The organism is Streptomyces sp. TLI_146 (genome assembly GCF_002846415.1).
GTDB lineage: Bacteria > Actinomycetota > Actinomycetes > Streptomycetales > Streptomycetaceae > Streptomyces.
This window is the reverse complement of record NZ_PJMX01000001.1, coordinates 3,414,969-3,440,512: the sequence shown is the minus strand read 5'-3', so window position 1 is coordinate 3,440,512 and position 25,544 is coordinate 3,414,969. Positions and strand designations below refer to the sequence as shown.

The following is a 25,544-nucleotide window of genomic DNA, read 5'->3' as shown; positions in this document are numbered from 1 at the left end:
CTGATTCCGGACGGTGCTGCTTCCGGAGACTGTGCTGATTCCGGACTAGGGCATGACCGTCCAGGTGTCCTGCCCCGCGAGCAGGGAGCCGAGCTCGCCCTTGCCACGCTGCTCGATGGCCCGGTCCAGCTGGTCCGCCATCTGCGTGTCGTACACCGGCCGGGTCACGCTGCGCAGGACGCCGATCGGGGTCTGGTACAGGGTGTCCGCGTCGGCGAGGCGGGAGAGGGCGAAGGCGGTGGTGGGGGAGGCCGCGTGGGCGTCGTGGACGAGGATCCGCGACTCGTTCTCCGGGGTCACCTCGACCACCTGGAGGTCGCCGGTGGCGGGGTCGCGTACGACGCCCTTGTGCAGGTCTGCGCCGAAGCGGATCGGCTGCCCGTGCTCCAGGCGGATCACCGCCTCCTGGGCCTGGTCGTGGTCCTTGAGGATCTCGAAGGCGTCGTCGTTGAAGATGTTGCAGTTCTGGTAGATCTCGATGAGGGCGGTGCCGGGGTGGTCGGCGGCGGCGCGCAGGGTCTCGGTGAGGTGTTTGCGGTCGGAGTCGATGGTGCGGGCGACGAACGAGGCTTCGGCTCCGAGGGCCAGGGAGACCGGGTTGAAGGGTGCGTCGAGTGAGCCCATGGGTGTCGACTTGGTGATTTTGCCGACTTCGCTGGTGGGGGAGTATTGGCCTTTTGTCAGTCCGTAGATCCGGTTGTTGAAGAGGAGGATCTTGAGGTTGACGTTGCGGCGGAGGGCGTGGATGAGGTGGTTGCCGCCGATGGAGAGGGCGTCGCCGTCGCCGGTGACGACCCAGACGCTCAGGTCTTGGCGGCTGGTGGCGAGGCCGGTGGCGATGGCGGGGGCGCGTCCGTGGATGGAGTGCATCCCGTAGGTGTTCATGTAGTACGGGAAGCGGCTGGAGCAGCCGATGCCGGAGACGAAGACGATGTTCTCTTTGGCGAGGCCGAGTTCGGGCATGAAGCCCTGGACGGCGGCGAGGACGGCGTAGTCGCCGCAGCCGGGGCACCAGCGCACTTCCTGGTCCGACTTGAAGTCCTTCATGGACTGCCGGGCCTCGGCCTTCGGGACGAGGGAGAGCAGGTTACGTGCCGTCGTCGTCTCAGACATTGATGGCCTCCTTGAGGGCCTGCGCGAGCTGCTCCGCCTTGAACGGCATGCCGTTGACCTGGGTGTACGACTGCGCGTCGACCACGAACTCGGCCCGGATCAGCGTGGCGAGCTGGCCGAGGTTCATCTCGGGGACGACCACCTTTTCGTAACGCCTCAGCACCTCGCCGAGATTCCTCGGGAAGGGGTTGAGGTGGCGCAGATGGGCCTGCGCGATGGGCACGCCCTCGGCGCGCAGACGGCGCACGGCGGCGGTGATCGGCCCGTAGGTCGAACCCCAGCCGAGGACCAGGGTGTCCGCCCCGCCAAGGTCGTCGACCTCCAGGTCGGGGACCTCGATCCCGTCGATCTTCGCTTGGCGGGTGCGGACCATGAAGTCGTGGTTGGCGGGGTCGTACGAGATGTTGCCCGTGCCGTCCTGCTTCTCGATGCCGCCGATGCGGTGTTCCAGGCCCGGGGTGCCCGGGACCGCCCACGGCCGGGCCAGCGTCCGCGGGTCGCGTTTGTAGGGCCAGAACACCTCGGTGCCGTCGGCCAGCGTGTGGTTGGGGACGGTGGCGAACTGGACGCGGAGGTCGGGCAGTTCGTCGGTGTCGGGGATGCGCCACGGCTCGGAACCGTTGGCCAGGTAGCCGTCGGAGAGCAGGAACACCGGAGTGCGATACGTCAGCGCGATCCGCGCGGCGTCGAGGGTCGCGTCGAAGCAGTCGGCCGGGGTCTTCGGCGCCACGATCGGGACCGGCGCTTCGCCGTTGCGGCCGTACATCGCCTGGAGCAGGTCGGCCTGTTCGGTCTTGGTGGGGAGGCCGGTGGAGGGGCCGCCGCGCTGGATGTCGACGATGAGCAGCGGCAGTTCGAGGCTGACGGCCAGGCCGATGGTCTCGGACTTGAGCGCCACGCCCGGGCCGGAGGTGGTGGTGACGGCGAGCGATCCGCCGAAGGCGGCCCCGAGAGCTGCGCCGATTCCGGCGATCTCGTCCTCGGCCTGGAAGGTGCGGACGCCGAAGTTCTTGTGCTTGGACAGTTCGTGGAGGATGTCGGAGGCCGGGGTGATGGGGTACGAGCCGAGGTAGAGCGGCAGGTCGGCCTGGCGGGAGGCGGCGATCAGCCCGTAGGCGAGGGCCAGGTTCCCGGAGATGTTCCTGTACGTACCGGCGGGGAAGGCGCGCGTGGCCGGGGCGACCTCGTAGGAGACGGCGAAGTCCTCCGTCGTCTCACCGAAGTTCCAGCCCGCCCGGAACGCCGCCACGTTCGCCTCGGCGATCTCGGGCTTCTTGGCGAACTTCTTCCGCAGGAAGGCCTCGGTGGCCTCGGTGGGCCGGTGGTACATCCAGCTCAGCAGCCCCAGCGCGAACATGTTCTTGGAGCGCTCGGCCTCCTTGCGGGGCAGGCCGAACTCCTTCAGCGCCTCCACGGTGAGCGTCGTCAGCGGCACCGGGTGGACGTTGTACGCCTCCAGGGAGCCGTCCTCCAGAGGGGACGTCTCATAACCGACCTTCGCCATGGGGCGTTTGGTGAACTCGTCGGTGTTGACGATGATGTCCGCGCCGCGCGGTACGTCGGCGAGGTTGGCCTTGAGGGCGGCGGGGTTCATGGCGACCAGCACGTTGGGCGCGTCGCCGGGGGTGAGGATGTCGTGGTCGGCGAAGTGGAGCTGGAAGCTGGAGACCCCGGGCAGGGTGCCTGCGGGGGCGCGGATCTCGGCGGGGAAGTTCGGCAGGGTGGAGAGATCGTTGCCGAACGAGGCGGTCTCCGAGGTGAAGCGGTCACCCGTGAGCTGCATCCCGTCACCCGAATCACCCGCGAAGCGGATGATCACCCGATCAAGGCGCTTGACTTCCTTCAGCATGGAGTGGCTCCTCAACCCTTGATTTCGCAGATGGTGGCGCCGGACGTGACGGACGCGCCCACGGCCGCGGCGAGATCCTTGATGGTGCCGGAGCGGTGGGCGTTGAGGGGCTGTTCCATCTTCATGGCCTCCAGGACGACGATGAGGTCGCCTTCCTGGACTTCCTGGCCTTCTTCGACGGCGACCTTGACGATCGTGCCCTGCATCGGGGACGCCAGCGCGTCACCCGAAATGGCGGAGCCCGTCTTCTTCTTGTCGCGGCGCTTCGGCTTCGCTCCGGCCGCCAGGCCCGTGCGAGCCAGCGACATGCCAAGGGACGAGGGCAGGGAGACTTCGAGGCGCTTGCCGCCGACCTCGACCACCACCGACTCCCGCTCGGTGAACGTTTCGTCGTCGCCATCGGCCGCAGGGGGGACGAACGCGGGGATGGCGTTGACGAATTCGGTCTCGATCCAGCGGGTGTGGATCTGGAAGGGGTCGGCGGTGAAGGCGGGGTCGGTGACGACGGCCTGGTGGAAGGGGATGGCGGTGGCCATGCCTTCGACCTTGAACTCGGCCAGGGCGCGGGAGGCGCGCTGGAGGGCCTGTTCGCGGGTGGCGCCGGTGACGATGAGCTTGGCGAGCAGGGAGTCCCAGGCGGGGCCGATCACGCTGCCGGATTCGACGCCGGCGTCCAGGCGGACGCCGGGGCCGGTGGGCGGGGTGAAGAGGGTGACGGTGCCGGGGGCGGGCAGGAAGTTGCGGCCGGGGTCTTCGCCGTTGATGCGGAACTCGAAGGAGTGGCCGCGGATCTCGGGGTCGCCGTAGCCGAGTTCCTCGCCGTCGGCGATGCGGAACATCTCGCGGACCAGGTCGATGCCGGTGACTTCTTCGGTGACGGGGTGTTCGACCTGGAGGCGGGTGTTGACTTCGAGGAAGGAGATGGTGCCGTCGGTGCCGACGAGGAACTCGACGGTGCCGGCGCCGACGTAGCCGGCTTCCTTGAGGATGGCCTTGGACGCGGCATACAGCTCCGCGTTCTGGGCTTCGCTCAGGAAGGGGGCGGGGGCTTCCTCGACGAGTTTTTGGTGGCGGCGCTGGAGCGAGCAGTCGCGGGTGGAGACGACGACGACGTTGCCGTGGGTGTCGGCCAGGCACTGGGTCTCGACGTGGCGGGGCTTGTCGAGGTAGCGCTCGACGAAGCATTCGCCGCGGCCGAAGGCGGCGACGGCTTCGCGCACGGCGGAGTCGTAGAGCTCGGGGACTTCTTCGAGGGTGCGGGCGACTTTGAGGCCGCGTCCGCCGCCGCCGAAGGCCGCCTTGATGGCGATGGGCAGGCCGTGCTGCTCGGCGAACGCGACGACCTCGTCGGCGCCGGAGACGGGGTCGGGGGTGCCGGCGACGAGGGGGGCGCCGGCGCGCTGGGCGATGTGGCGGGCGGCGACCTTGTCACCCAGGTCGCGGATGGCCTGCGGCGGCGGGCCGATCCAGGTCAGGCCGGCATCCAGGACGGCCTGGGCGAATTCGGCGTTCTCGGAGAGGAAGCCGTAGCCGGGGTGGATGGCGTCGGCTCCCGAGTCCCGGGCCGCCTGGAGGACCTTGTTCATGTCCAGGTAGCTGGTGGCCGGGGTGTCACCGCCCAGGGCGAACGCCTCGTCGGCCGCGCGGACGTGCAGAGCGTCCCGGTCCGGATCGGCGTAGACGGCTACGCTCCCGATCCCGGCGTCCCGGCAAGCACGGGCGACACGGACAGCGATTTCGCCACGGTTGGCGATGAGCACCTTGCGCACGACGACTGCTCCTCAACTTGCGGGCGCTGAAGCGGAAAGATCGAGAACGAAACGCCGAGTGGTTTGTACAGCGGCACCCTCGAAGCATCCTGGAGGGACCGTATCCGGCGTTACTCCGCAGTTGTCCACCGTCCGGTAATCAAACGGGGAGTGCCGGGTGCCGGACGGGCCCGCCCAACGCCCCTGACGTGCCCGGGAGTCGGGGCCGCGGCGCAGGTGGGGCCCATCCCGAGCGGCTCTGACGCGCAGGGAATTGACGGAAATCACTTCGGGGTTGACTTCGCCCTCCCATCGGGAGATCGGCTGTTGTCGCGCATTCCCCATCGCGCCCGGATCGCGCCCCGATCGCGGGAAACGGAATCCTTTAATTCGCCGCTCTATCGACAGGTGCAGTGACCCTCAAGCCGGTTGAAGGGGAAGCCCGGTGAAGCGGAGCGGACGGGCCTCTTCTGGGCGTCGCCCGTACGCCCGGGTGCGGTGACCACCCCGCAAGACACAGCAAAACCGACCTGTCGTACGGTTCCTCTGCTCGCGCACCGCACGCACCGGCCGGAACCCGCCAATCGATTGAACCTTTTGGGGGATTTCACCCAGTTTCCCAGCTTTGACAAACCGGGATACCGGTTTGTATTGTCTTCAACAAGTCATTGCGTCACGACGTGCACACAGGACCGGGGGGGAGCTATGCGCTTCAGGATGTTGGGCCCGCTGGAGGTGGTGTCCGGCGATCGGCAGGTCCCTCTGGGGGGAACCAAGCAGCGGGCGACGCTGGGCTATCTGCTGTTGCAGGCCAACCAGGTCGTCCCGACGAGCCGGCTGCTCTCCGTGCTCTGGCAGGCGGACAACATGCCCGTCACCGCGCGGAAGATCCTGCAGAACGCGGTGTGGGGGCTGCGCGGGATCCTCGCCGAGGGCCCCCAAGGCGCGGCCGAGCTGGTCACCCGGGCGCCCGGGTATCTGATCCGCACCGACCCCGACCAGATCGATCTGCACGTCTTCCGGCGCCGGGTCGGCGAGGGGCGGGCCGAACTCGCGGGCGGGCGGCCCGAGGCGGCCGTCGCCTCGCTCGGCGCGGCGCTCGCCCTGTGGCGCGGACCGGCGCTCGCCGACCTCGCCGAGACCGGCGTCGTGTGGCCCGAGCTGACGGCCTTGCAGAACGCCCGGCTCGACGTCCTGGAGGACTACTTCGAGGCGAAGCTGGCGTCCGGGCAGCACTACGCGGTCCTCGGCGAGCTGGAAGCCGCCGTCGAGGCCGAGCCGTTGCGCGAGCGCAGCTCGGGGCAGCTGATGCTGGCCCTGTACCGCTGCGGGCGCCAGGCCCACGCGCTCACCGTCTACAACCGGCTGCGCGCCACGCTGGTCGAGGACCTCGGCCTGGAGCCCGGCCACGAGCTGCGCCGCCTCCAGCGGGCGATCCTCGCCCACGACCCGTCCCTGGGCCTGGCATCCGCGCGCCCGGCCGCCGCTCCCGCGCAGCCTGCGGCCCTGGCGCCCGTCCCCGCCGCCGACCAGCCGTGCGAACGCGCCGACCGCCGCCGTACCCTGACCGCCGTCTCCGGCCACCGCAGGCATGGCCACGCCCCTGAGTGGGCGGCGGCCCCGCGCGCGGTCGCCGTGCCCCAACGGGCGGTCGTACGGCCGGATGTGCTGCAACGCCAGGATCTGAGCGTGCTCCTCGTGCAGGCCAGGGTCGCCCCCGGGGCGCTCCGCCCGGACGAGGCACACCACCTCGACCGGGCGGCCGACCTGGACGAGGCGCTGGAGCGGGTCAGTGCGGCGACGCGCACACGGATCGAGCACTTCGGCGGCCGTGTCGTCGGCTCCGTCGGCCCGGTCTCGCTCGGTCTGTTCCGGGACGAGGACGAGGAGGGCGACGGCGCCGCCCTGCGCGCGCTCCGGGCGGCCGCCGCCGTACGCGACGCGGTCACCCCGCCCGGCCGGTCGGCCGTCCACCGCTCGCCCGCCGAACGGGACCTGACCCTGCACGCGGCCGTGGTGACCGGCCGGGCGCTGGTGCGCTTCGCGCCCGGCGACCCCGGCGCCCCGCAGTCCGTCAACGGGGCGCTCCTGGACCTCGGGCAGCGGCTCCTCGCGCTGGCCGCGCCTGGCGAGATCATCGCCTGCGAGTCCGCGCGGCTGGCCGCGGGACCCGAGGTCTCCTACGGCCCGGCCGACGGCTCCGCGCGGCACCGGCGGGTGTGCGAGGTGTACGCCCGGCCGGGCTCGGCCGCCGCTGCCGCGGCGTACTCGGCACCCTTCGCCCGGCCGCCCCGGCGGATCGGAGCCTGACCGCCGCCGGGCCCACGGGCCCGGCGGCGTCTACGCGTTCGGGCGCCGAGGTGAGTCCGTGTCCCGTCGGGGGGCGGGACACGCACTCACCTCGGCGCCCGAACCGTTTCGGCACCCGGGAGTGCCGTGCGCGGCGGATCCGGCCCGGCCCGGCACGCCCTTGCGGCCACGGCGTGCGGGAGTTCCGTGGCGCGGACGAGATCCGCCGGCAGTGCCGGTCAGCGGGCTCTACAGCGGCAGCGCCGCCACCAGCCCCGGGCTGCCGTCCGGCCTCAGCGAGCCGAGCGCGTCGGCCCGGGCCAGCCGGGGCAGCAGCAGCCCCCAGAACTTGCCGAACATCTGGCGCGAGAACCAGCGCGGCTGGCTGCGCCCCATCGCCTCGAAGCCGACGGTGGTCGCCGCGATCACCGCCTTGGCGTCCTCCACCGCGACCCCCTCGGCGAGCGCGCCCTCGGCGGCGGCCCCGGTCAGCACGTCGCCGACCCAGTCGACCCAGTACTGGCGCAGGTCCGTCGACCCCTTCCAGGTCGCGTCGGAGCTGAGCCCGAACCCGGCCCGCAGGATGACGTCGTCGCCGAGCCGGAACGCCAGCGCGTGCGTGGTGTCCACGAGGAGCTGGAGCGAGCGGCCCTGCCCGGCCTCGCGCGGGCGCGCGATCTGCCGCAGGGACGCCATGGCGTGGTCGCCGACGGCCTCGGCCAGGGCGTTCTTGCTGACGAAGTGGAAGTGCAGGGCCCCGTTGCTGACACCGGCCCGGGTGCTGATCGTGGTCAGGGAGGAGGGGGCGAAACCGTCCGTGTCGAACACCTCGGCCGCCGCCAGGATCAGCGTCTGCCGCGTCCGCTCAGCCCGTTGCTGCTTGCTCATGGGGAAACTCCGTTGTCGCGCAGGAAGGAGGGGGCTTCTGGAGGACAGGAGCCAGGAGGAAGATTGTATAGAAACCAACCCGACGGTTTCTTTAGTCCTGCTTGAGTGTGGCCCAAAGCCTCTCCCGGCTGGCCCGGACCCCTCCGCACTCCGCCTCACTGACCTGCACTTCAGTGGGTGATAGGGCGATATTGACGTATGTTCTGACGGCTTAATCCAGTCAAACGCCTACGGCCGGATCCGGGCTCCGGGCCCAGTACGAACGGGACATCCGGTCTGCAAGTGGCGCTCTCCGGGGGCGATCAGGGTGTCGATCCGGGTGGCGGTCCGGATACGCGAAGGGGCCCCGGGAACGAGTCCCGGGGCCCCTTTCGTAACGTCCCGCGTGCCTACTTCTCGGCCGCCGCCGCGCACTCCGCGCAGGTGCCGAAGATCTCCACGGTGTGCGCCACGTTGACGAAGCCGTGCTGCTCGGCGATCGCCTCGGCCCACTTCTCCACCGCGGGGCCCTCGACCTCGACCGCCTTGCCGCACATCCGGCAGACCAGATGGTGGTGGTGGTCGCCCGACGAGCAGCGCCGGTAGACGGCCTCGCCGTCGCTGGTGCGCAGCACGTCGACCTCACCGGCGTCGGCGAGCGACTGCAGGGTGCGGTAGACCGTGGTCAGCCCCACCGAGTCGCCCCGGTGCTTGAGCATGTCGTGCAGCTCCTGCGCGCTGCGGAACTCGTCCACCTGGTCGAGAGCCGCCGCCACGGCGGCCCGCTGCTTGGTCGACCGGCCGCGTACGGGTGGTCCAGCCGTCGCCACAGGTGCCTCCCTCTAACCGTCGCCCGCTCACGTCGTCGGGCCATTCTGCCAGGTCGGGGTCAGACCGTGGCCTCGTCGGCCCCGGTACGCGACCCCGGCACCTCCAGGGTGCACTGTTCCGCGACGGTTTCGGCCACCCGCGCACGCCTGCGCGCCAGGGGCGCGGCGAGCGCGGTCAGGGCGATGAACGCGCCGATCGCGAGCAGCACGATCGTCGCACCGGGCGGCACGTCCTGGTAGTACGAGGTGACCGTTCCGGCCAGGGTGACCGTCGTGCCGATGACCACCGCGAGGACGAACGTCACCGCGAAGGAACGGGAGACCTGCTGAGCGGCCGCCACGGGGACCACCATCAGCGCGCTGACCAGGAGCAGCCCCACGGCCCTCATGGCGACCGTGACGGTGATCGCGGCGGTCACCGCGATCAGCAGGTTCAGGGCCCGCACCGGAAGGCCGGTGACGCGCGCGAACTCCTCGTCCTGGCTCACCGCGAACAGCTGCCGCCGCAGCCCGACCGTGACCAGCACCACGAACGCGGCGAGCACGCAGATCGAGGTGACGTCCGAGTCCGAGACGGTGGAGAGCGAGCCGAAGAGGTACGAGGAGAGGTTGGCGTTGGAGCCGGTGTCCGAGAGGTTGACCAGCAGCACACCGCCCGCCATACCGCCGTAGAAGAGCATGGCCAGCGCGATGTCGCCGCGCGTCTTGCCGTACGCCCGGATCAGCTCCATCGTCACGGCGCCGACGACGGAGACGAGCGTCGCCATCCACACCGGGCTGGCGTTGAGCAGGAAGCCGAGGCCGACGCCGGTCATGGCGACATGGCCGATTCCGTCGCCCATCAGGGCCTGGCGGCGCTGGACCAGGTAGATGCCGACGGCGGGCGCGGTGATGCCGACCAGGACGGCCGCGATGAGCGCCCGCTGCATGAAGGCGGTCTGGAGGATTTCCATGATCAGGTCAGCAGTCCTGTACGGATCGGCTCGGCGGCCGAGTGGGGGTGGACGTGGTCGTGGCCCGGCAGGGCGTGCTGGCCGGTGGCCTTGGGCGGCGGGCCGTCGTGGGTGACGCAGCCGTCGCGCAGCACCACCGCGCGGTCGATCAGGGGCTCCAGGGGGCCGAGCTCGTGGAGCACGAGCAGGACGGTCGCGCCGCCCGCGACCTGCTCGCGCAGGGTCGCGGCGAGGATCTCCTGGCTGGCCAGGTCGACGCCCGCCATCGGCTCGTCCATGATCAGCAGTTCGGGCTCGGAGGCGAGCGCGCGGGCGATCAGAACGCGCTGGTGCTGGCCGCCGGAGAGGGCGTTCACCGAGTCCTTGGCGCGGTCGGCGAGGCCCACGAGCTCGATGGCCCGGGCCACGGCCGCCCGGTCCGCCCTGGCGAGCAGACCCAGCTTCGTACGGGAGAGCCGCCCCGAGGCGACGACCTCGCGGACGGTCGCCGGGACCCCGCTGGCGGCGGTAGTGCGCTGGGGCACATAGCCGACGCGGGCCCAGTCCCGGAAGCGCTTCAGCTCCGTACCGAACAGCTCGATGCTGCCGCCGGTGAGCGGCACCTGGCCGATCGCCGAGCGTACGGCGGTGGACTTGCCGGAGCCGTTGGCGCCGAGCAGGGCGACGACCTCGCCGCGCCGGACGGTGAGGTCGACGCCGCGCAGCACCGGGCGCGAGCCGAGGGTGGCCGTGGCGCCGCGCAGGGATATGACGGGTTCCTTCACGGGGTCCATCACGGGTGCCTCCGATGTGCCGGATGCGGACGGGGGAGTGCTCACTTCGCGCCGAGCGCCTTCTGGAGCGCGGCCAGGTTGGACTCCATCACCTGGAGGTAGTCCTCGCCCTTGGACTTCTTGGTGATGCCCTCCAGCGGGTCCAGGACATCCGTCTTCAGACCGGTGTCCTTCGCCAGGGTCTTCGCGGTCTTGTCGCTGGCCAGTGTCTCGAAGAAGACCGTGTCGACGTGGTCCTTCTTCGCGATGGACTGGAGCTCCTTGACCCGGGCCGGGCTCGGCTCGGCCTCGGGGTCGATGCCCGCGATGCCCTCCTGGGTCAGGCCGTAGCGCTCGGCGAGGTAGCCGAAGGCGGAGTGGGTGGTGATGAAGGTCTTGGTGGCGGTGTTCTTCAGGCCCGCCGCGAACTTCCCGTTCAGCGCGCCGAGGTCCTTGACCACGGCGTCGGTGTTCTTCTTGTAGTCCGCCGCGTGGTCGGGGTCGGCCTTTTCGAAGGCCTTGCCGACGCCCTGGGCGACCTCGGCGTACTTGACCGGGTCCAGCCAGACGTGCGGGTCGGCGCCGGCCTCGCTCTCGCCGTGGTGCTCCTCGCCCTCGTGGTCGTGGCCGACCTCGGTGCCGTGGTCCTCCAGCTTGGTGAGGCCGGCGGCGTCGACGGTGTGCTTGGCACCGGACTGCGCGATGGCCTTGTCCACGGCGGGCTGGATGCCCTTGAGGTAGACGATCAGACCGGCCTCGCCGAGGGAGGCGGTCTGCTTCGGGCTGAGCTCCAGGTCGTGCGGCTCGACGCCCGGCTTGGTCAGGTTGCGTACGGAGACGTGGTCGCCGCCTATGCGCTCCGCGAGGTACTGCATCGGGTAGAACGACGCCACCACGTCGAGCTTGCCGTCCTTCGTGGTCCCGGTGCCGGAGCCCGAGCAGGCGCTGAGGCCGAGCACCGCGGCGGCGGAGAGGGCGGCGGCGGGTATGAGGCGTCGTACGTTCATGACAGTCATTTTCAACAAAAGTGGAAACGATTGTCAACAAGCCGTGGTCAGGGCACCTGTCCGACGGATGCTCCGAGCCGCGCTCCGGGCTGCGCGGGGATACCGATTTGATCCAGGGGTGGAGGCCGCCGCTAATCTGAGGCATTCGCCGTTCGTCGTCGTCGTAATGAAGAGAGCACCGTGGCCGCCGACAAGATCGACACCATCGTCAACCTGAGCAAGCGCCGTGGCTTCGTCTACCCGTGCAGTGAGATCTACGGTGGTCAGCGCGCCGCCTGGGACTACGGGCCGCTGGGTGTCGAGCTGAAGGAGAACCTCAAGCGCCAGTGGTGGCGGTACATGGTCACCTCGCGTGAGGACGTCGTCGGCATCGACTCGTCGGTGATCCTGGCCACCGAGGTCTGGGAGGCCTCCGGCCACGTCGCCACCTTCACCGACCCGCTCACCGAGTGCACCTCCTGCCACAAGCGGTTCCGCGCGGACCACCTGATCGAGGCGTACGAGGAGAAGCACGGCAAGGAGCCCGCGAACGGCCTCGCCGAGCTCAACTGCCCCAACTGCGGCAACAAGGGCACCTTCACCGAGCCCAAGAACTTCTCGGGTCTGCTCTCCACCCACCTCGGCCCGACCCAGGACAGCGGCTCGGTCGCCTACCTGCGCCCCGAGACCGCGCAGGGCATCTTCACCAACTTCGGCCAGGTCCAGCAGACCTCGCGCAAGAAGCCGCCCTTCGGCATCGCGCAGATGGGCAAGTCCTTCCGCAACGAGATCACGCCCGGCAACTTCATCTTCCGCACCCGCGAGTTCGAGCAGATGGAGATGGAGTTCTTCGTCAAGCCGGGCGAGGACGAGAAGTGGCAGGAGTACTGGATGCAGGAGCGCTGGAACTGGTACACGGGCCTGGGCCTGCGCGAGGAGAACATGCGCTGGTACGAGCACCCGAAGGAGAAGCTCTCCCACTACTCCAAGCGCACCGCCGACATCGAGTACCGCTTCCAGTTCGGCGGCAGCGAGTGGGGCGAGCTGGAGGGTGTCGCCAACCGCACCGACTACGACCTCTCGGCGCACGCCAAGGCGTCCGGCAGCGACCTGTCGTACTTCGACCAGGAGGCCGGTGAGCGCTGGACCCCGTACGTCATCGAGCCCGCCGCCGGTGTCGGCCGCTCCATGCTCGCCTTCCTCCTCGACGCCTACAACGAGGACGAGGCGCCCAACGCCAAGGGCGTCATGGAGAAGCGCGCCGTGATGCGCCTCGACCCGCGCCTGGCGCCGGTCAAGGTCGCGGTCCTTCCGCTGTCGCGCAACCCGCAGCTGTCGCCGAAGGCGAAGGGGCTGGCGGCGGACCTGCGGCAGAACTGGAACATCGAGTTCGACGACGCGGGTGCGATCGGCCGCCGCTACCGTCGCCAGGACGAGATCGGTACGCCGTTCTGTGTCACGGTCGACTTCGACACGCTGGACGACAACGCGGTGACGGTCCGCGAGCGCGACACGATGTCGCAGGAGCGGGTGTCCCTGGACCAGATCCAGTCTTACCTGGGTGCGCGGCTCTTGGGCTGCTAGTTCGTCTGCGGGCCGGTGGGGGCTGGTCGCGCAGTTCCCCGCGCCCCTAGGAAACACGTGGCTGAGCCCCGTACCGCCGTGCAGGCGGTACGGGGCTCAGCTGTTGGGCCGCGGCCCCCAGTGCGCCGCGCGAACGTTACGGGGCCAGGCTTTCAGGGGCGCGGGGAACTGCGCGACCAGCCCACCACCGGGCCGCAGGTGACGTCCTACGCGCGGCGCCCCGCAACCACCCCGCATGCCACCGCCAGTGGCAGCTCCGCAAGCACGGCCAGCGCGACGGCCGTCGCGAACTCGGGACCCGGCGCCGACATCGTCACGTCGAACCACGCATCCATCACCAACAGCGCCCCCGTCGCCGCCGCAACGGGCGAGACCCGCGCATCCCCCCGCCGCAGCAGCACCCCGGTCCCCGCGAGCCCCAAGGCGAGCCCCGCGTCGAGGCCGATCCACGCCACCGGCCAGTTGGAGACCTCGACGGTCTGCGGCAACGTCTGCGCGAGGACCGCCATCCACGGCACCAGAGCAACCCCCGCCACCGTCAGCAGCGCGGCCAGGCGCGGACGGCGGATGCGGATCTGCGGGGCGACGAGGGTCATGGCGGCGGGTCTCCTTCCGGCCCGAGGGCGTTCCTGCGGGCACGGCAACAAGCCTCGCCCGCCGAGCCGTTGAGATCAGTAGCGCGACTGTCCGATCCGGGGGTGGTGCCAGCTATACCCCCGGGCGGGCAGTAGCGTGATGGCACCGCTCCGAGCTGGGCGTTTACCGTATGGGCATGGCAACTCCCGGCCCGCTGCGGCGCGCGTTCGACTGGGCCGCCGCGCACGCCCCGTGGTCGGCGTGGGCCTGGCGCAACACCACCTTCGCGGTGGCGGGCATACCGCTCGCGCTGCCCGCCGCCGCCTCCTTCACGTACATCGTCAGGGCGCCGGGGCACACCCCCAGCGCCCTGCTGTTCGTGCTCCTCCTCAGCCCGCTCCTCACCGCGCTCCAGCGCAGCCGCTTCTGGTCGCTGCTCGGCCTCGACGTACCGGGGATCAACTGGCGCAGCAGCAGGCTGAGTTGGCGCGGCCTTGTCGAGCGGCTGCGGTCGGAGTCGACCTGGCGGCAGTACGGGTACCACCTCCTCGTCGCCCCGCTCGCGGCGGCGGCGGGCGTCCTGGTGGTCTGCGCCTGGGTGACGGGATTCGTGGGCGCCTTCGTCCTGTCGTGGCTGTGGGCGGTGCCGCTGGACGCCCGCCTTCCGCACTGGACCGACGCGTACGTGCTGTTCTCCGTCGGCGGGGTGCTGCTCCTGCTCGCCACCCCCTGGTTCGCGGCCGCCGCCACCCGGCTCGACGGCCACGCGGCCGCCGCCCTGCTCGGCCCCAACCGGGCCAAGGAGCTGGAGCGGCGCGTGGAGACCCTGGCCGAGAGCCGCGCCGGGGTCCTGGACGCCGCCGACGCCGAACGCCGCCGCATCGAGCGCGACCTGCACGACGGCGCCCAGCAGCGCCTGGTCTCCCTCGCCATGAACCTGGGCCTGGCCCGCGCCACCCTCACCGAGCTGCCGCCCGAGGCCCGGGCCGTCATCGACGAGGCGCACCGCGAGGCCAAAGAGGCCATCGAGGAGCTCAACAACCTGGTGCGCGGGCTGCACCCGGCCGTCCTGGACGACCGGGGCCTGGACGCCGCCCTGTCCGGCATCGCCGCCCGCGCCCCGCTGCCCGTCGAGCTCACCGTCGACATCGACCGCCGCCCGTCCCCCACGGTCGAGGCCGTCGCCTACTTCGTCGTCTCCGAGGCGCTGGCGAACGTCGCCAAGCACGCCCGGGCGACGCGCTGTTCCGTGCAGGTCCGCCGCCGCGGCGAGCTGCTCCGCCTCACCGTCACCGACAACGGGGCGGGCGGCGCCGACGCCGCCGCCGGCACCGGACTGCGGGGCCTGGCCAAACGCGTAGGGTCCGTGGACGGAACCATCCGGATCAACAGCCCCCTCGGGGGCCCGACCGTCATCACTGTGGAGCTGCCGTGCGGGCTGTGATCGCCGAGGACTCGGTGCTGCTGCGGATAGGACTCGTCAAGGTCCTGGAGATGGCGGGGTTCGACGTCGCCGCCGAGGCGGGGGACGCCGACGGGCTGCTCGCCGCCGTCGAGGAACACCGGCCCGAACTGGCCCTGGTGGACGTGCGGATGCCGCCCGGCTTCACCGACGAGGGCGTACGAGCTGCTCTGATGATCCGTCAGCAGTGGCCGGACACCGCCGTCCTGCTCCTCTCCCAGTACGTCGAGGAGCGGTACGCGGCCGATCTGCTCACCGCCCGGACCGGCGGCATCGGCTACCTCCTCAAGCAACGGGTCGCCGACGTCGAGGAGTTCATCGACGCCCTCCGGCACGTCGCGGGCGGCGGCACCGCGCTCGACCCGCAGGTCGTCGCCCAGCTGCTGCTGCGCCGGGGCGGCGGCACCGACCCGCTGGAACGCCTCACCCCGCGCGAACGCGAAGTCCTCGCCCTGATGGCCGAGGGCCGCTCCAACGCGGGCATCGCCGAGCAGCTGGTCGTCGGCGAGAGCGCCGTCGCCAAACACATCAACAACATCTTCGCCAAGCTCGATCTGCCCGTCGCCGACGGCGACCACCGCCGCGTCCTCGCGGTCCTGCGGTTCCTGGACGGCGGCTCATGAGCACGGACCCGCAGACGCGCACCGCCCCCGTCGGTCCCGGTCCCGCCGGCGAGCGGCCCCGGCACCGCGGGCGGTGGATCCTGGCCGCCGTGCTCAGCGCGCTGTTCGTGGTCGCGCCGATGGGCATCGAGGTGTACGCGCAGTACGCCCGCCAGACCTCCAGCCACACCAGTGTCGCCACCAGCGACCGCCATCCCGTCAAGGCGGTCCAGGTGGACTCGGGCAGCGCCGAGCTGACCGTGGTGCCGGGCCCCGAGGGCGAGGTGCGCATCCAGGAGCGGCTCTCCTGGTCGCTGCGCAGGCCCAAGGTCGTCAAGGAGTGGGACGGCGACACCCTCAAGCTGCGGCCCGAGTGCGACGGCACCTTCGCCCTCACCAGCCTCGGCTGCTCCGTCCAGCTGGACCTGACCGTGCCCGCCGGGGTCGCGCTCAAGGTGAACAGCGGCTCCGGCACCGTCCGCGTCACCGGCCTCACCGGCCCGGTCGACGTCGACGGCGGCTCGGGCAGCGTCAAGCTCTACGGCGTACGCGGCCCGATCGACGCCTCCGTCGGCTCCGGCTCCTTCAGCGGCGCCGCGATCGGCTCCACCGAGGCCGAGGTGCGCTCGGGCTCCGGCCACGCCGAGCTGGAGTTCGTCACCCCGCCCCGCCGGGTCACCGCCTCCACCGGCTCCGGCAGCGTCGACCTCCGCGTCCCCGCGGGCTCCCACTACCGGGTCGAGGGCACCAAGGGCTCGGGCACCCGCGACATCGAGGACTCCCTGCCCGACCCGGCCTCGGACCGCCTCATCAAGGTGTCCTCCGGCTCGGGCACCGCGACGCTGGACTACCTCCGCCTGAGCTAGCCCCTGTCCGGGCTGGATCCTGTCCAGGCCAGCTCCTGGCCGGGCTGGATCCTGGCCGGGCTAGATCCTGTCCAGGAGGCGCAGGCCGCCCAGGACCAGGTCGACCACGGTCTCGAACTCCACCAGGATCTCCGGCTTCAGCCACTGCGGCGCGTACGCCGGGTCGTGGAAGCGGCTCGTGGCGTCGAAGACCGCCCGGGCCACCTGGGCGTCCGGCCCCAGGGCAGTGAACTGGCCGCGCTCCACGCCCCAGTGCACTATCTGCTCGATCTGCGCGACCAGTTCGGTGATGTGCTCCTCGACCACCGCGCTGTTCTCCGCGAGCAGCACCTCGTACGTCGCGAACAGCTGGGGGTCGTCGCCCGCCTTGCGGCGCTTGGCCTCGAAGAGCCCCGCCAGCCAGGCGCGCAGCGACGCCTCGGCGTCCTTGGGCTCGTCGTTGGCGATCGAGCTCAGCTCGCGCGTCGTGCGGTCCAGCCAGCGCTTGGTGACGGCCTCCCGCAGCGCCGACTTCGTACGGAAGTGGCGGTACACACTGCCGTGGCTGACGCCGAGCTGGCGGGCGACATCGACGACCGTGGCCTTCGCCGGGCCGTGTCGGCGCAGCACTTCCTCGGTCGCTTCGAGGATGCGCTCGGCGGTCAGGGGTTCCGTACTCATGACCTTGACGTTACCCGCCGTGTCCGACCCGGCGCCCGGCCCTGTGGACAACTCAGTGCTCGCTGTCCAGATGCGCCATCTGCGCCGCCGGGTAGCGCTCGCCCGCGGCCGCGCCGGCCGGCACCGCCGCCTCGATCGCGGCCAGGTCACGCGCGTCGAACGTGACGTCGAGGGCGCCCAGCGCCTCGGCGAGCCGGTCCCGGCGGCGGGCGCCGACCAGCGGCACCACGTCCGCGCCGAACCGCTCGCCCTGCGCGATCACCCAGGCGATCGCGATCTGCGCCACCGAGACGCCCTGGTGCTCGGCGACCTTCCGCAGCGCCTCGACCAGGTCCAGATTGCGGTCCAGGTTCTCGCCCTGGAAGCGCGGGCTCATCCCGCGGAAGTCGTCGGCCGCCAGCTGCCGGTCGCGGGTGAAGTGGCCGCTGATCAGACCGCGCGAGAGCACGCCGTACGCGGTGATGCCGATGCCGAGCTCCTTGGCGGTCGGCAGGATCTCGTCCTCGATGCCGCGCGAGATCAGCGAGTACTCGATCTGGAGGTCGGAGATCGGGGCGACCGCGGCGGCCCGGCGCAGGGTGTCCGCGCCGACCTCGGACATCCCGATGTGCCGTACGTGACCGGCCTCGACCAGCTCCGCGATGGCGCCGACGGTCTCCTCGACCGGGACGTCCGGGTCGAGCCGGGCGATGCGGTAGACGTCGATGTGGTCGACGCCGAGCCGCTGGAGCGAGTACGCGGCGAAGCTCTTCACCGCCGCCGGGCGGCCGTCGTACCCGGCCCAGCCGCCGTCCGGGTCGCGCAGGGCGCCGAACTTGACGCTGGTGAGCACCTTTTCGCGGGCCGCGGCGGGTGCGCCGCGCAGCGCCTCGCCGATCAGCAGCTCGTTGTGGCCCATGCCGTAGAAGTCGCCGGTGTCGAGCAGGGTCACGCCCGCGTCGAGCGCGGCGTGGATGGTGGCGATCGACTCGGCCCGGTCGGCCTCGCCGTACAGCGCGGACATGCCCATGCAGCCGAGGCCGAGGGCGGAGACCTGGGGGCCGGTGGTGCCGAGGGTGCGGGTGCGCATGACTGGTCACTCCTTGAGGGGTGGGGGTTGCGGTATCCACCGTCGCATAACAGATGACAGATTTCAATATCTGTCATCTGTTATCTGTCAGCCCCACCCCCAGGCCGTCGTCACCCCACCCCCTCCGTCACCCCACTGTCTTCGGCAGCCGCAGGCTCAGCAGCACCGTGAGGACCACGGCCGCCAGCTGCACCAGCAAGGTCACCGCCAGCGCGTCCCGCGTCCCCACCGAGGGCACCAGCGAGAGGAAGAGGCTGCCGAGCGTGGCGACGCCGAGGGCGAGGGCGGACTGCTGGGTGGTCACCAGGACGCCGCTGCCCACCCCGGCGCGGTCGGTCGGGACGTCGGAGAGCACGATCCGGAACAGCACCGGCAGCTGGAGGCCCTGGCCGAGCCCGGCCAGCGCGACGCCCGGCGCCAGCTCGGCTATCCCGAGGCCGGACCAGCCCTGCCGGACGGTGAGCACCAGGACCGTGATGCCGACGCCCTGGATGAGGCCGCCGGTGGTGACGACCCGGCTCCCGTACCGGCCGATCAGCCGCGGCCCGGCCAGTGACGCGCCGAAGAACGCCACCGCCATCGGCACCAGGGCGAGCCCGGCCGACACCGGTCCCATCCGCAGCCCCTGCTGGAGGACGACCGCGATCACGAACATGAAGCCGCTGAAGCCGACCGAGAAGGGCACGATCATGACGAGGCCCCGGTGCAGCGAGGGCAGCTTCAGCAGGCTCGGCGGGACCAGCGGCGTACCGCCCCGGCGGTCGGCGCGCTGCTCGGTGCGGAAGAACGCGAAGGCAGCGAACGGGAAGACGGCGAGCGAGACCCAGGTCCACAGCGGCCACCCGGCCGCGCGCCCCTCGGTCAGCGGCAGCAGCAGGCTGACCAGCGAGAGCGCGAGCAGCAGCGTGCCGGGCACGTCCACCGAGGCGGGCCGGTCCGAGCGGGTCTCCGGCACGCTGCGGACCGCGAGCAGCAGCCCGACGACCACCACGGGCACGTTGACCAGGAAGACCGCGCGCCAGCCGCTGCCCGCGATGTCGGCGGCGACCAGGACGCCGCCGAGGATCTGCCCGGCGACCATGGAGAGCCCGGCGGTCGCCCCGTACAGGCTCATCGCGCGGGCCCGGCGCGGCCCGGCCGTGGTGGCCTGGATGGTGGCGAGGACCTGCGGCAGCATCAGCGCGGACGCGGCGCCCTGGGCGCCCCGGGCCGCCACCAGCGTCCAGGCGGTCGGCGCCAGGCCGCAGGCCAGCGAGGTCACGCCGAAGGCCGCCATGCCGATCAGGAAGAGCCGGCGCCGCCCGGCGGTGTCGCCGAGGCGGCCGCCCAGGACGAGCAGCACGGCGTACGCGACGCCGTAGCCCGCGACCACCAGTTCCAGCGTGGCCGGGCCCGCCGAGAGGTCCTTCTCCATGGCGGGCAGGGCGACGTTGACGATGAAGAAGTCGATCAGGGGCAGGGCCGCGCCGAGCAGTACGGTGAACAGCCCGAGCGAGCCGATCGCCGCGCCGCCGTGGCGGATGACCGGGACGGCGGCGGCCTCGGCGGCGGTGGCCGCCTCGGCCGTGGAGGTGGATGCGGAAGTACTCACGTCATTGCTCACGCAGGAGACGATCGTCCTTCGCTCAGCCTGGTACCAGAGTCTCTTTATCCTGGTACATCCACTACCTGGCAATGGGGTGGGCGGAGCGGCATCCTGGTTCCATGACCACTGTGGCCCCGGAGTCCGACGTCCGCAGGCACGAGCTGGCGGAGTTCCTTCGCAGCCGCCGCGAGCGCATCACGCCCGAGCAGGTCGGCCTGCCGCACGGCCGCCGCCGGCGCACCCCGGGGCTGCGCCGCGAGGAGGTCGCCTACCTCTCCGCCGTCGGCGTCACCTGGTACACATGGCTGGAGCAGGCCAGGGAGATCCAGGTCTCCGCCCAGGTCCTGGACGCGCTGGCGCGCGCCCTGCTGATGGACCCCAGCGAGCGCACGCACCTCTTCGCCCTGGCGGGCGCGAGCGACCCGAACCCCAACGCGCCCTGCCCGACGGTGACTCCGTCGCTGCGCGCGATGCTGGACCAGTTGGAGCCGCTGCCCGCCTGTATCCAGAACAGCCGGTACGACATCCTGGCCTACAACCGCACGTACGCCAGGCTGCTCTGCGACCTGGACGCGCTGCCGCCCGAGGACCGCAACTGCATGTGGCTGGCCTTCACCAACGACGACTGGCGCGCGGCCGTCGCCGACCTGCCGGACGTCAACCGGATGATGGCCGCCAAGTTCCGCGCCTCGATGGCCGAGCACCTGGCCGAGCCCGCCTGGAAGACGCTCCTGAACCGGCTGGAGAACGGCTCCCCCGAGTTCCGCGAGATCTGGGCCCGCCACGAGGTGGTCGACCAGAGCGGCCGCGAGAAGTACATCCGCAACGCCCACGTGGGCCTGCTCCATCTGGAACACACCAACCTGTGGCTGGGGCCGTCGTCGGGGCCGCGCCTGGTGACGTACGTCCCGCTGGACGCGGCGTCGCGGGCGGGGCTTGAGCGGTTGCTGGAGACGGCGGTCGTCTGACCACACGTGGTGCTGGCTCAGGCAGAGCCGAACTCTCCGGCCTTGAGGCTTGCTATGAAGGAAGAGAACGCGCCTGAGCGGACGTTCAGGGCCGGGCCGTTCGGGGCCTTTGAGTCACGGACGGGGACCACGCCGCTCGTGACGACAAGGTTGGCGGCGACCTCCACGCAGTTGCCACCGTTGTTGCTGTAGGAGGACTTGAACCACTGAGGGGATTCGGTCGTCACGATTTTCCCTTTCGTACCTGCTCGATCATGGCCACAGACGCCGCCTGCGACAGCGATTCGGCCTGCAACTGATGGTAGGCCGTCAACATGGGCTCCACGGAGGCACTTTCCCGGTCCAAGTTGCCCTGCGCCTGGGACTCCGCGTAGCAGATCACGGACCGATCGGACAGGGTCAGGAGGTTGACGGGCAGGTCGAACGTGCGACGCTCACCGATGTCGTACGGCACCATCTGGAGCAGCGTGTTCGGCAACCCGGCGAACTCGACCAGGCGTGCAAGCTGCGCGTCCATGACGGCTGCCCCACCGACGGTACGCCGGATACAGCTTTCGTCCATGGCCACGAAGATCATGGGTGGTCGGGGACGCAGCAGTGATGCCTGGCGTTTCGCCAGGAACGAGACGCGGTCCTCTGCCTGTTCGGGGGTGATGGCGCCCCGGCGTACGGCACTGTCGGCCAGTACCCGTGCGTACTCCGGTGTCTGCAACAGGCCAGGGATGATCCCGATCTCGTACAGCCGTAGCTCAACGGCCCGCGCCTCGTGCTTGACGTACTCGGGGAACCCCTCCAGCAGGCTCCCCTGCCGCATCTGCCGGTACTCGCGCTCGAACGTGTCCGCCGTGCCCTCAAGGCCGAGCGCCCGGTCCGCACTACGCGAAAACCGAAGGGTCGGAGGCTTGCGACCAGTTTCGACCGCCGAGATATGCACACTGGAGTACTCCGTGCGTTCCCCGAGCTCGTCCTGCGTCCAGCCGCGTGCCTCCCGCAGGCTGCGCAGACGCGCTCCGTAAGCCGCCTGCGGCGAGGCGTCAGGCCTCAACTCCTTGCGGTTCAAGGGCTGTTCACCGACCTTCCGTTCTGTTCCGACACGTTGAACGGTTCCCAGGTGTGAGCCACGCTGAACCCTCGGTAGTGAGAACGCTACGGAGAGGAGCGGCCATGGCGAGCCCGGAATATGTGGCCGATACCGCGAACGGCGACAGGATCGGCGTGGTGCAACAGCGCTACGAAGGGAGCGTCTACCTGTGTCCCCCCGGTGGTGGGACCGAATGGGCCACGGCGCCCGAGGCCCTGCGCCACCTTTCCCCCGAGGAACTGGCTCGGGCCCGTGTGCTGGAGACTCCCGTGGGCCGGTGGTGTTGATGTGGGCATTTCCGGTCGGGCCGCCGACAGGGCCGACGGACGACTCGCTACCGGTCGGCGCCCCCGGGTGCGAGGTCTGTGACGCCTGGCACACAGACCGCGAGGCGGCCCGGGAGGCGCGAGAGCGCAAGAGGGTCCACAGGGCGAACAGGGAGATCACGCGTCACCCCGGTCACCGGGCATGGCCCGGCGAGGAGGCGTGCGAGTGACGGGGGCGCCACGTCGGGCGTGCTGATCGCCGCACTGGGGTCGGGGGGCCGGGCTATGTGTTGCCCGAGTGCTCGCCCTCGGCGGGGCCGGGATCCCCACGCGCGTGGGCCGAGGGCCCGGGGGCACGCGCGCGGACAGGACGGCGGGCCGGTGAGGGCCCCGGGGTCACGCCACCCCCGCCCCCACCACTTCCGTCTCCGTCTCCAGCCGCTCCGCCGTCCGCCGCGCCGACTCCCGTGCCCGGCGGCCGCTCGTGGCCGCTCCCATGAGGAGGACGGCCAGGCCGCAGCCGGTGATGATCCACCAGGCCGGGCGGGCCGCGTCCGGGAAGGCGTCGGCGTAGGCGCCGCCGCCCGCGCCCGACAGGCCGCCCGCAAGCACCGCGCCGATCACCGCGACGCCGAGCGTCTGGCCCGTCTGGCGGCTGGTGGAGGCCACCGCCGCCGCCACGCCCGCCTGGGCGCGGGGCATTCCGGAGACGGCCGTGTTGGTGATGGGGGAGTTGACCATGCCGAAGCCGAGGCCGAACAGGACGTACCCGGTGAAGAGCAGCGGCGTCGACGACTCGCCGTCGAAGGCCGCGAACAGCAGCCCGCTCGCGGCCATCGTGACGCCTGCGATCAGCAGCGAGGGGCGCGGTCCCCGGCTCGCGACCAGGCGGCCGGACAGCGGCGCCACCACCATGGTGACGGCCGCCATCGGCACCATGTAGAGCCCGGCGTGCAGGGCGTCCAGGCCACGTACGTTCTGTAGGTAGAGCGTGTTGACGAACAGGAAGCCGCCCAGCGCGGCGAACGCCGAGACCGCGATCACCGTCGCCCCGCTGAACGGCACGCTGCGGAAGAACCGCAGGTCGATCAGGGGTTCGCGGCGCCTGGGCTCGTAGAGCAGAAGGCCGGTGAGGGCCGCGGCCGCCAGCGCGCAGAAGAACAGGATCCGCGCCGACGTCCAGCCCGCGCTCGGCGCCTCGATGATCGCGTACGTCAGGGAGCCGAGCAGCGCCACGACCAGGAGCTGGCCCACGGGGTCGGGGCGGCGCGGCTTCGGCGCGCGGGACTCGGGCACGTAACGCCAGGTCAGCAGGAGCGCGGCCAGGCCCACCGGCAGGTTGATCCAGAAGATCGAGCGCCAGCCGACCGAGTCGACCAGGAGGCCGCCGACGATCGGGCCCGCCGCCATGGAGATCCCGACGACGCCGCTCCACACACCGATGGCGCGGGCGCGTTCGCGCGGGTCCGTGAAGGTGTTGGTGATGATCGACATCGCCACCGGGTTGAGCATCGAGCCGCCGACCGCCTGGATCGTGCGGAAGGCGACAAGCGAGGAGAGGTTCGGGGCGAGCGAGCAGAGCAGCGAGCCGAGGGTGAAGACGGTCAGGCCCGCCATGAAGACCCGGCGGCGGCCGATCCGGTCGGCCGTCGAGCCGGAGAGCATCAGCAGGGAGGCGAGGACGAGCGTGTACGCGTCGATCGTCCACTGCATCCCGGAGACCGAGGTGTGCAGTTCGCGCTGCATGGTGGGCAGCGCCACGTTCAGGATCGTGTTGTCGAGGCCGACGATCAGCAGACTCATGCAGCAGATCGCCAGCACGAGTATGCGGCGCCGGGGGCTGAGGTCGGACATGCGTGGATAGTACGCCTAACTAACGACCTGGTCCATGTAGTACGGCTAACTAATGACTGCCGGGATGCGGGACAATGGCGGAATGACCACGCTCAACATCGGCCCGCACGCCGTGCAGCCTCCCGTGGTGCTGGCGCCCATGGCCGGCATCACCAATGCCCCGTTCCGTACCCTGTGCCGCGAGTTCAGCGGCGGCAAGGGGCTGTTCGTGAGCGAGATGATCACGACGCGGGCGCTGGTCGAGCGCAACGAGAAGACCATGCAGCTGATCCACTTCGACGAGACGGAGACGCCCCGCTCGATCCAGCTGTACGGCGTCGACCCGGTCACCGTCGGCAAGGCGGTCCGGATGATCGTCGACGAGGACCTGGCCGACCACATCGACCTGAACTTCGGCTGCCCGGTGCCCAAGGTGACCCGGAAGGGCGGCGGATCGGCGCTTCCCTACAAGCGGCCGCTGCTGCGCGCCATCCTCAACGAGGCGGTCTCCAACGCGGGGGACCTGCCGGTCACGATGAAGATGCGCAAGGGCATCGACGACGACCACATCACCTATCTCGACGCCGGACGGATCGCCGTCGAGGAGGGCGTCACCGCGATAGCGCTGCACGGCCGCACCGCCGCCCAGCACTACGGCGGCACCGCCGACTGGGACGCCATCGCGCGCCTCAAGGAGCACGTCCCGGAGATCCCGGTGCTCGGCAACGGCGACATCTGGTCCGCCGAGGACGCGCTGCGGATGATGAAGGAGACCGGCTGCGACGGCGTCGTGGTGGGCCGCGGCTGCCTCGGCCGCCCCTGGCTCTTCGGCGACCTGGTGGCCGCGTTCGAGGGTACGGACTCCTACGCACGCCCCACCCTGCGCACGGTCGCGGACGTGATGGTGCGGCACGCGACGCTGCTCGGCGAGTGGATCGGCGACGAGTCGCGCGGCGTGATCGACTTCCGCAAGCACGTGGCCTGGTACCTCAAGGGCTTCGCGGTCGGCTCGGAGATGCGCAAGCGCCTCGCGATCACCTCGTCCCTGGACGAGCTGAGCGCTCAGTTGAGCGAGCTCGACCTGGACCAGGCGTGGCCGGACGGCGCCGACGGCCCGCGCGGGCGCACCTCGGGCAACAACCGGGTGGTCCTGCCGGACGGCTGGCTCAAGGACCCGTACGACTGCTCGGGCGTCAGCGCGGACGCGGAGCTGGACACCTCCGGCGGGTAAATCCGTACGAACTGGTCGGAAACGGCGGAACCGGGTCCCGGTTCCGCCGTCTCGCGTTGGCGTGATCGAGGGTCCGGATCGTGGAATTCCGGCCCGTCCGGCGGCGTGATTCTCGCCACCCTTGATAGGGGTTGCGCTCAGATGAGCAGTTTCGAGGCGGCTGCATCTTCAGAAGGGGTGGCACTGAGTGCCACCCCTTCTGTGTTTAAGAAGTGAACTCACTTGCAGGAGAGTGCGCTCTGATGAGCGCAAAACCTGGGGTTTTGGTAAACCCGGCTTCAGGGGGTGAACGCATCAAGATCGCCTCGGTTACACCCTGGTTACTTTCGATCTGCTGGCGGACGAGTGGTTAAGGCCCCATGACGCGCAAGTGG

Annotated in this window: 23 protein-coding genes; 8 read left to right on the top strand and 15 right to left on the bottom strand. The window is 70.8% G+C overall.

Going from position 1 to position 25,544, the window contains the following annotated elements; translation table 11 throughout:
• Positions 1-45: 45 nt before the first annotated feature.
• Genes BX283_RS15660 through BX283_RS15650 form a run of 3 tightly spaced genes read right to left on the bottom strand, consistent with a single transcriptional unit; the run spans position 46 to position 4,731 of the window.
• The gene (locus tag BX283_RS15660; RefSeq protein WP_101388231.1) at positions 46-1,113 is read right to left on the bottom strand and encodes a 2-oxoacid:ferredoxin oxidoreductase subunit beta; all 1,068 of its coding nucleotides are present in this window, start codon (positions 1,111-1,113) and stop codon (positions 46-48) included.
• Positions 1,106-2,962 carry a 2-oxoacid:acceptor oxidoreductase subunit alpha gene (locus BX283_RS15655; RefSeq protein WP_101388230.1) on the bottom strand — a complete coding sequence of 619 codons (1,857 nt, stop codon included), beginning with the start codon at positions 2,960-2,962 and terminating at the stop codon, positions 1,106-1,108. The genes BX283_RS15660 and BX283_RS15655 overlap by 8 nt, the downstream gene beginning before the upstream one ends.
• Before the next feature lie 11 nt (positions 2,963-2,973).
• Positions 2,974-4,731 (bottom strand): biotin carboxylase N-terminal domain-containing protein, encoded by a 1,758-nt coding sequence (locus tag BX283_RS15650; protein WP_101388229.1) that lies wholly within the window; start codon positions 4,729-4,731, stop codon positions 2,974-2,976.
• 684 nt (positions 4,732-5,415) lie between these two features.
• Here BX283_RS15650 and BX283_RS42165 point away from each other — a divergent pair.
• Complete coding sequence (locus tag BX283_RS42165) at positions 5,416-7,020, top strand: AfsR/SARP family transcriptional regulator (protein WP_180357166.1); 1,605 nt, start codon at positions 5,416-5,418, stop codon at positions 7,018-7,020.
• A gap of 228 nt (positions 7,021-7,248) precedes the next feature.
• On the opposite strand, the gene BX283_RS15640 is transcribed toward BX283_RS42165, so the two are convergent.
• The 5 genes from BX283_RS15640 to BX283_RS15620 form a co-directional block, all read right to left on the bottom strand.
• Positions 7,249-7,887, bottom strand: coding sequence for a ScbR family autoregulator-binding transcription factor (locus BX283_RS15640; RefSeq protein WP_101388228.1), 639 nt, complete (start codon positions 7,885-7,887; stop codon positions 7,249-7,251).
• A 389-nt stretch (positions 7,888-8,276) separates the two neighbouring features.
• Positions 8,277-8,696 (bottom strand): Fur family transcriptional regulator, encoded by a 420-nt coding sequence (locus BX283_RS15635; RefSeq protein ID WP_101388227.1) that lies wholly within the window; start codon positions 8,694-8,696, stop codon positions 8,277-8,279.
• Between the two features lie 59 nt (positions 8,697-8,755).
• The gene (locus tag BX283_RS15630) at positions 8,756-9,649 is read right to left on the bottom strand and encodes a metal ABC transporter permease (RefSeq protein ID WP_101388226.1); all 894 of its coding nucleotides are present in this window, start codon (positions 9,647-9,649) and stop codon (positions 8,756-8,758) included.
• Positions 9,650-9,651: 2 nt separating this feature from the next.
• Positions 9,652-10,422: a metal ABC transporter ATP-binding protein gene (locus BX283_RS15625; RefSeq protein WP_101388225.1), complete on the bottom strand. Its 771-nt coding sequence runs from the start codon at positions 10,420-10,422 to the stop codon at positions 9,652-9,654.
• A 41-nt stretch (positions 10,423-10,463) separates the two neighbouring features.
• Positions 10,464-11,408, bottom strand: coding sequence for a metal ABC transporter substrate-binding protein (locus BX283_RS15620; RefSeq protein ID WP_101388224.1), 945 nt, complete (start codon positions 11,406-11,408; stop codon positions 10,464-10,466).
• Between the two features lie 180 nt (positions 11,409-11,588).
• Between BX283_RS15620 and BX283_RS15615 the strand changes: the two genes are divergently transcribed.
• Positions 11,589-12,971, top strand: coding sequence for a glycine--tRNA ligase (locus tag BX283_RS15615; protein WP_101388223.1), 1,383 nt, complete (start codon positions 11,589-11,591; stop codon positions 12,969-12,971).
• A gap of 206 nt (positions 12,972-13,177) precedes the next feature.
• On the opposite strand, the gene BX283_RS15610 is transcribed toward BX283_RS15615, so the two are convergent.
• Entirely contained in the window at positions 13,178-13,567 is a 390-nt protein-coding gene (locus BX283_RS15610; RefSeq protein WP_101388222.1) for a hypothetical protein, read from the bottom strand.
• Positions 13,568-13,743: 176 nt separating this feature from the next.
• Here BX283_RS15610 and BX283_RS15605 point away from each other — a divergent pair, with 176 nt between their 5' ends.
• The 3 genes from BX283_RS15605 to BX283_RS15595 are packed head-to-tail and all read left to right on the top strand — an operon-like array spanning position 13,744 to position 16,477.
• Entirely contained in the window at positions 13,744-14,991 is a 1,248-nt protein-coding gene (locus BX283_RS15605; RefSeq protein WP_101392365.1) for a histidine kinase, read from the top strand.
• The gene (locus BX283_RS15600; RefSeq protein WP_101388221.1) at positions 14,979-15,632 is read left to right on the top strand and encodes a response regulator transcription factor; all 654 of its coding nucleotides are present in this window, start codon (positions 14,979-14,981) and stop codon (positions 15,630-15,632) included. The genes BX283_RS15605 and BX283_RS15600 overlap by 13 nt, the downstream gene beginning before the upstream one ends.
• On the top strand, positions 15,629-16,477 hold the full coding sequence (locus BX283_RS15595) for a DUF4097 family beta strand repeat-containing protein (protein WP_101388220.1): 849 nt from the start codon (positions 15,629-15,631) through the stop codon (positions 16,475-16,477). Before BX283_RS15600 ends, BX283_RS15595 begins: the two co-directional genes overlap by 4 nt.
• A 60-nt stretch (positions 16,478-16,537) precedes the next feature.
• Here BX283_RS15595 and BX283_RS15590 read toward each other — a convergent pair whose 3' ends face one another.
• From BX283_RS15590 to BX283_RS15580, 3 genes are all read right to left on the bottom strand, one after another.
• The gene (locus tag BX283_RS15590; protein ID WP_101392364.1) at positions 16,538-17,137 is read right to left on the bottom strand and encodes a TetR family transcriptional regulator; all 600 of its coding nucleotides are present in this window, start codon (positions 17,135-17,137) and stop codon (positions 16,538-16,540) included.
• Between the two features lie 52 nt (positions 17,138-17,189).
• Positions 17,190-18,206, bottom strand: a complete 1,017-nt coding sequence (locus BX283_RS15585) for an aldo/keto reductase (protein ID WP_101388219.1) — start codon at positions 18,204-18,206, stop codon at positions 17,190-17,192.
• 127 nt (positions 18,207-18,333) lie between these two features.
• The gene (locus BX283_RS15580; RefSeq protein ID WP_101392363.1) at positions 18,334-19,728 is read right to left on the bottom strand and encodes an MFS transporter; all 1,395 of its coding nucleotides are present in this window, start codon (positions 19,726-19,728) and stop codon (positions 18,334-18,336) included.
• 182 nt (positions 19,729-19,910) lie between these two features.
• Between BX283_RS15580 and BX283_RS15575 the strand changes: the two genes are divergently transcribed.
• On the top strand, positions 19,911-20,759 hold the full coding sequence (locus BX283_RS15575) for a helix-turn-helix transcriptional regulator (RefSeq protein WP_101388218.1): 849 nt from the start codon (positions 19,911-19,913) through the stop codon (positions 20,757-20,759).
• A 17-nt stretch (positions 20,760-20,776) separates the two neighbouring features.
• Here BX283_RS15575 and BX283_RS15570 read toward each other — a convergent pair whose 3' ends face one another.
• Positions 20,777-20,986, bottom strand: coding sequence for a DUF397 domain-containing protein (locus BX283_RS15570; protein WP_101388217.1), 210 nt, complete (start codon positions 20,984-20,986; stop codon positions 20,777-20,779).
• On the bottom strand, positions 20,983-21,819 hold the full coding sequence (locus BX283_RS15565) for a helix-turn-helix transcriptional regulator (protein ID WP_101388216.1): 837 nt from the start codon (positions 21,817-21,819) through the stop codon (positions 20,983-20,985). Before BX283_RS15565 ends, BX283_RS15570 begins: the two co-directional genes overlap by 4 nt.
• A 104-nt stretch (positions 21,820-21,923) precedes the next feature.
• On the opposite strand from BX283_RS15565, the gene BX283_RS15560 reads away from it, so the two are divergent.
• Complete coding sequence (locus BX283_RS15560; protein WP_101388215.1) at positions 21,924-22,127, top strand: hypothetical protein; 204 nt, start codon at positions 21,924-21,926, stop codon at positions 22,125-22,127.
• Positions 22,128-22,502: 375 nt separating this feature from the next.
• Here the strand turns inward: BX283_RS15560 and BX283_RS15555 are convergent, their stop codons facing one another.
• Positions 22,503-23,960 (bottom strand): MFS transporter, encoded by a 1,458-nt coding sequence (locus BX283_RS15555; protein ID WP_180357165.1) that lies wholly within the window; start codon positions 23,958-23,960, stop codon positions 22,503-22,505.
• A gap of 64 nt (positions 23,961-24,024) precedes the next feature.
• On the opposite strand from BX283_RS15555, the gene dusB reads away from it, so the two are divergent.
• Positions 24,025-25,170, top strand: coding sequence for a tRNA dihydrouridine synthase DusB (dusB, locus tag BX283_RS15550; RefSeq protein WP_101388214.1), 1,146 nt, complete (start codon positions 24,025-24,027; stop codon positions 25,168-25,170).
• Positions 25,171-25,544 lie beyond the last annotated feature (374 nt).

Excerpts from the sequence above, each read along its gene's own strand:
- BX283_RS15660 (WP_101388231.1), bottom strand. The coding sequence starts at position 1,113 with ATGTCTGAGACGACGACGGCACGTAACCTGCTCTCCCTCGTCCCGAAG.
- BX283_RS15655 (WP_101388230.1), bottom strand. The coding sequence starts at position 2,962 with ATGCTGAAGGAAGTCAAGCGCCTTGATCGGGTGATCATCCGCTTCGCG.
- BX283_RS42165 (WP_180357166.1), top strand. The coding sequence starts at position 5,416 with ATGCGCTTCAGGATGTTGGGCCCGCTGGAGGTGGTGTCCGGCGATCGG.
- BX283_RS15640 (WP_101388228.1), bottom strand. The coding sequence starts at position 7,887 with ATGAGCAAGCAGCAACGGGCTGAGCGGACGCGGCAGACGCTGATCCTG.
- BX283_RS15630 (WP_101388226.1), bottom strand. The coding sequence starts at position 9,649 with ATGGAAATCCTCCAGACCGCCTTCATGCAGCGGGCGCTCATCGCGGCC.
- BX283_RS15625 (WP_101388225.1), bottom strand. The coding sequence starts at position 10,422 with ATGGACCCCGTGAAGGAACCCGTCATATCCCTGCGCGGCGCCACGGCC.
- BX283_RS15620 (WP_101388224.1), bottom strand. The coding sequence starts at position 11,408 with ATGAACGTACGACGCCTCATACCCGCCGCCGCCCTCTCCGCCGCCGCG.
- BX283_RS15610 (WP_101388222.1), bottom strand. The coding sequence starts at position 13,567 with ATGACCCTCGTCGCCCCGCAGATCCGCATCCGCCGTCCGCGCCTGGCC.
- BX283_RS15605 (WP_101392365.1), top strand. The coding sequence starts at position 13,744 with ATGGCAACTCCCGGCCCGCTGCGGCGCGCGTTCGACTGGGCCGCCGCG.
- BX283_RS15595 (WP_101388220.1), top strand. The coding sequence starts at position 15,629 with ATGAGCACGGACCCGCAGACGCGCACCGCCCCCGTCGGTCCCGGTCCC.
- BX283_RS15590 (WP_101392364.1), bottom strand. The coding sequence starts at position 17,137 with ATGAGTACGGAACCCCTGACCGCCGAGCGCATCCTCGAAGCGACCGAG.
- BX283_RS15585 (WP_101388219.1), bottom strand. The coding sequence starts at position 18,206 with ATGCGCACCCGCACCCTCGGCACCACCGGCCCCCAGGTCTCCGCCCTC.
- BX283_RS15575 (WP_101388218.1), top strand. The coding sequence starts at position 19,911 with ATGACCACTGTGGCCCCGGAGTCCGACGTCCGCAGGCACGAGCTGGCG.
- BX283_RS15560 (WP_101388215.1), top strand. The coding sequence starts at position 21,924 with ATGGCGAGCCCGGAATATGTGGCCGATACCGCGAACGGCGACAGGATC.
- BX283_RS15555 (WP_180357165.1), bottom strand. The coding sequence starts at position 23,960 with ATGTCCGACCTCAGCCCCCGGCGCCGCATACTCGTGCTGGCGATCTGC.
- dusB (WP_101388214.1), top strand. The coding sequence starts at position 24,025 with ATGCGGGACAATGGCGGAATGACCACGCTCAACATCGGCCCGCACGCC.